Genomic DNA, 5,252 nt, shown 5'->3' on the forward strand with positions numbered 1-5,252 from the left:
AACACAGTGGACGCGAGCAACTGAGGACAAGCCCTCGGCCTATTAGTACCAGTCAGCTCCACCCGTTACCGGGCTTCCACATCTGGCCTATCAACCCAGTCGTCTACTGGGAGCCTTAACCACTCAAGGTGGTGGGAATACTCATCTCGAAGCAGGCTTCCCGCTTAGATGCTTTCAGCGGTTATCCTTTCCGAACGTAGCCAACCAGCCATGCCCTTGGCAGGACAACTGGCACACCAGAGGTTCGTCCGTCCCGGTCCTCTCGTACTAGGGACAGCCCTTCTCAATATTCCTACGCGCACAGCGGATAGGGACCGAACTGTCTCACGACGTTCTAAACCCAGCTCGCGTACCGCTTTAATGGGCGAACAGCCCAACCCTTGGGACCGACTCCAGCCCCAGGATGCGACGAGCCGACATCGAGGTGCCAAACCATCCCGTCGATATGGACTCTTGGGGAAGATCAGCCTGTTATCCCCGGGGTACCTTTTATCCGTTGAGCGACAGCGCTTCCACAAGCCACTGCCGGATCACTAGTCCCGACTTTCGTCCCTGCTCGACCCGTCGGTCTCACAGTCAAGCTCCCTTGTGCACTTACACTCAACACCTGATTGCCAACCAGGCTGAGGGAACCTTTGGGCGCCTCCGTTACTCTTTAGGAGGCAACCGCCCCAGTTAAACTACCCATCAGACACTGTCCCTGATCCGGATCACGGACCCAGGTTAGACATCCAGCACGACCAGAGTGGTATTTCAACGACGACTCCACAACCACTGGCGTGGCCGCTTCAAAGTCTCCCACCTATCCTACACAAGCCGAACCGAACACCAATATCAAACTATAGTAAAGGTCCCGGGGTCTTTCCGTCCTGCTGCGCGAAACGAGCATCTTTACTCGTAGTGCAATTTCACCGGGCCTATGGTTGAGACAGTCGAGAAGTCGTTACGCCATTCGTGCAGGTCGGAACTTACCCGACAAGGAATTTCGCTACCTTAGGATGGTTATAGTTACCACCGCCGTTTACTGGCGCTTAAGTTCTCAGCTTCGCCGACCCGAAAGTCAGCTAACCGGTCCCCTTAACGTTCCAGCACCGGGCAGGCGTCAGTCCGTATACATCGCCTTACGGCTTCGCACGGACCTGTGTTTTTAGTAAACAGTCGCTTCTCGCTGGTCTCTGCGGCCACCCCCAGCTCACCGAGTAAATCGGATCACCAGTGATGGCCCCCCTTCTCCCGAAGTTACGGGGGCATTTTGCCGAGTTCCTTAACCATAGTTCACCCGAACGCCTCGGTATTCTCTACCTGACTACCTGAGTCGGTTTAGGGTACGGGCCGCCATGAAACTCGCTAGAGGCTTTTCTCGACAGCATAGGATCATCCACTTCACCACAATCGGCTCGGCATCAGGTCTCAGACTTATATGCACGACGGATTTGCCTACCGTGCGTCCTACACCCTTACCCCGGGACAACCACCGCCCGGGCTGGACTACCTTCCTGCGTCACCCCATCGCTTACCTAGTACAAGTCTGGTTCGTCGGCTCCACCACTACCCTCAACTCCGAAGAGATCGGGCCGGCTTCACGGACTTAGCATCGCCTGATTCAGTATTGGGCGTTTCAAAGCGGGTACCGGAATATCAACCGGTTGTCCATCGACTACGCCTGTCGGCCTCGCCTTAGGTCCCGACTTACCCTGGGCAGATCAGCTTGACCCAGGAACCCTTAGTCAATCGGCGCACACGTTTCTCACGTGTGTATCGCTACTCATGCCTGCATTCTCACTCGTGAACCGTCCACAACTCGCTTCCGCGGCTGCTTCACCCGGCACACGACGCTCCCCTACCCATCCACACAGGCGTTGGCCCTATATGTGTGAATGACACGACTTCGGCGGTACGCTTGAGCCCCGCTACATTGTCGGCGCGGAATCACTTGACCAGTGAGCTATTACGCACTCTTTCAAGGGTGGCTGCTTCTAAGCCAACCTCCTGGTTGTCTCTGCGACTCCACATCCTTTCCCACTTAGCGTACGCTTAGGGGCCTTAGTCGATGCTCTGGGCTGTTTCCCTCTCGACCATGGAGCTTATCCCCCACAGTCTCACTGCCGTGCTCTCACTTACCGGCATTCGGAGTTTGGCTAAGGTCAGTAACCCGGTAGGGCCCATCGCCTATCCAGTGCTCTACCTCCGGCAAGAAACACACGACGCTGCACCTAAATGCATTTCGGGGAGAACCAGCTATCACGGAGTTTGATTGGCCTTTCACCCCTAACCACAGGTCATCCCCCAGGTTTTCAACCCTGGTGGGTTCGGTCCTCCACGAAGTCTTACCTCCGCTTCAACCTGCCCATGGCTAGATCACTCCGCTTCGGGTCTAGAGCGTGCAACTCAATCGCCCTATTCGGACTCGCTTTCGCTACGGCTTCCCCACACGGGTTAACCTCGCTACACACCGCTAACTCGCAGGCTCATTCTTCAAAAGGCACGCAGTCACGACGCACCGAGCAAGCTCGATGCGCGACGCTCCCACGGCTTGTAGGCACACGGTTTCAGGTACTATTTCACTCCGCTCCCGCGGTACTTTTCACCATTCCCTCACGGTACTATCCGCTATCGGTCACCAGGGAATATTTAGGCTTAGCGGGTGGTCCCGCCAGATTCACACGGGATTTCTCGGGCCCCGTGCTACTTGGGTGGTTCTCAAGCAAGCCGTTGATGTTTCAGCTACGGGGGTCTTACCCTCTACGCCGGACCTTTCGCATGTCCTTCGCCTACACCAACGGTTTCTGACTTGCCGACCAATCGGCAGATTGATCAAGAGAACTCCCACAACCCCGCATGCGCAACCCCTGCCGGGTATCACACGCATACGGTTTGGCCTCATCCGGTTTCGCTCGCCACTACTCCCGGAATCACGGTTGTTTTCTCTTCCTGAGGGTACTGAGATGTTTCACTTCCCCTCGTTCCCTCCACACTGCCTATGTGTTCAGCAGCGGGTGACAGCCCATGACGACTGCCGGGTTTCCCCATTCGGAAACCCCCGGATCAAAGCTTGGTTGACAGCTCCCCGGGGACTATCGTGGCCTCCCACGTCCTTCATCGGTTCCTGGTGCCAAGGCATCCACCGTGCGCCCTTAAAAACTTGGCCACAGATGCTCGCGTCCACTGTGCAGTTCTCAAACAACGACCAGCCACCCATCACCCCACCCTTACAGGTGAGTGCACTGGGGCCGGCAACCGAAGATCCAGACTCAACGAGCCCGTACCTTCAGATACCCAACAGCGTGCCCGACCCGACCGATCCCTCACCACGTTCCACGCCGAAGCAGTACTAGCAGTGAGTTACCTGTCGTGCCGAATAGTCAACGTTCCACCCATGAGCAACCACCGTCGAACATTTGCCGACGTAGTGGCCTCTGGTCAGCCGAAGCTGACAAGAAGTGCTCCTTAGAAAGGAGGTGATCCAGCCGCACCTTCCGGTACGGCTACCTTGTTACGACTTCGTCCCAATCGCCAGTCCCACCTTCGACAGCTCCCTCCCACAAGGGGTTGGGCCACCGGCTTCGGGTGTTACCGACTTTCGTGACGTGACGGGCGGTGTGTACAAGGCCCGGGAACGTATTCACCGCAGCAATGCTGATCTGCGATTACTAGCAACTCCGACTTCATGGGGTCGAGTTGCAGACCCCAATCCGAACTGAGACCGGCTTTTTGAGATTCGCTCCGCCTCGCGGCATCGCAGCTCATTGTACCGGCCATTGTAGCACGTGTGCAGCCCAAGACATAAGGGGCATGATGACTTGACGTCGTCCCCACCTTCCTCCGAGTTGACCCCGGCAGTCTCCTGTGAGTCCCCATCACCCCGAAGGGCATGCTGGCAACACAGAACAAGGGTTGCGCTCGTTGCGGGACTTAACCCAACATCTCACGACACGAGCTGACGACAGCCATGCACCACCTGTATACCGACCACAAGGGGGGCACCATCTCTGATGCTTTCCGGTATATGTCAAGCCTTGGTAAGGTTCTTCGCGTTGCGTCGAATTAAGCCACATGCTCCGCTGCTTGTGCGGGCCCCCGTCAATTCCTTTGAGTTTTAGCCTTGCGGCCGTACTCCCCAGGCGGGGAACTTAATGCGTTAGCTGCGGCACCGACGACGTGGAATGTCGCCAACACCTAGTTCCCAACGTTTACGGCGTGGACTACCAGGGTATCTAATCCTGTTCGCTCCCCACGCTTTCGCTCCTCAGCGTCAGTAATGGCCCAGAGATCCGCCTTCGCCACCGGTGTTCCTCCTGATATCTGCGCATTTCACCGCTACACCAGGAATTCCGATCTCCCCTACCACACTCTAGCTAGCCCGTATCGAATGCAGACCCGGGGTTAAGCCCCGGGCTTTCACATCCGACGTGACAAGCCGCCTACGAGCTCTTTACGCCCAATAATTCCGGACAACGCTTGCGCCCTACGTATTACCGCGGCTGCTGGCACGTAGTTAGCCGGCGCTTCTTCTGCAGGTACCGTCACTTTCGCTTCTTCCCTGCTGAAAGAGGTTTACAACCCGAAGGCCGTCATCCCTCACGCGGCGTCGCTGCATCAGGCTTTCGCCCATTGTGCAATATTCCCCACTGCTGCCTCCCGTAGGAGTCTGGGCCGTGTCTCAGTCCCAGTGTGGCCGGTCGCCCTCTCAGGCCGGCTACCCGTCGTCGCCTTGGTAGGCCATTACCCCACCAACAAGCTGATAGGCCGCGGGCTCATCCTTCACCGCCGGAGCTTTTAACCCCGTCCCATGCGGGACAGAGTGTTATCCGGTATTAGACCCCGTTTCCAGGGCTTGTCCCAGAGTGAAGGGCAGATTGCCCACGTGTTACTCACCCGTTCGCCACTAATCCACCCCGAAGGGCTTCATCGTTCGACTTGCATGTGTTAAGCACGCCGCCAGCGTTCGTCCTGAGCCAGGATCAAACTCTCCGTGAATGTTTTCCCGTAATCGGGATCACAACACGAGAGCGGAACAACCAGGTCGGAATATGACCGGTTGTTCACAGCGTCCTCGCTGTTGTTGCCTACCCGGTCCGAGGACCGTGCAGGACTTTTCAAAGGAACCACCAACCTGCGATGCAGGCCGGGGTATCAACATATCTGGCGTTGACTTTTGGCACGCTGTTGAGTTCTCAAGGAACGGACGCTTCCTTCGGTCCCGTTTCACCGGGGCCCTCCGGGCGCTTCCCTTCGTTCTTGCGTTTCCGACT

General features: G+C 57.1%; 2 rRNA genes. Both read right to left on the reverse strand.

Annotation, left to right across the window (positions count from 1 at the left end):
• Positions 1-22: 22 nt before the first annotated feature.
• Positions 23-3,148: ribosomal RNA gene (locus IA22_RS0133415) — 23S ribosomal RNA — on the reverse strand.
• A 303-nt stretch (positions 3,149-3,451) separates the two neighbouring features.
• Positions 3,452-4,977, reverse strand: a 16S ribosomal RNA gene (locus tag IA22_RS34640).
• Together the 16S and 23S rRNA genes form the textbook arrangement of a ribosomal RNA operon.
• Positions 4,978-5,252: the final 275 nt, after the last annotated feature.

Source organism: Kitasatospora papulosa (assembly GCF_000717245.1).
Classification (GTDB): Bacteria; Actinomycetota; Actinomycetes; order Streptomycetales; family Streptomycetaceae; genus Streptomyces; species Streptomyces papulosus.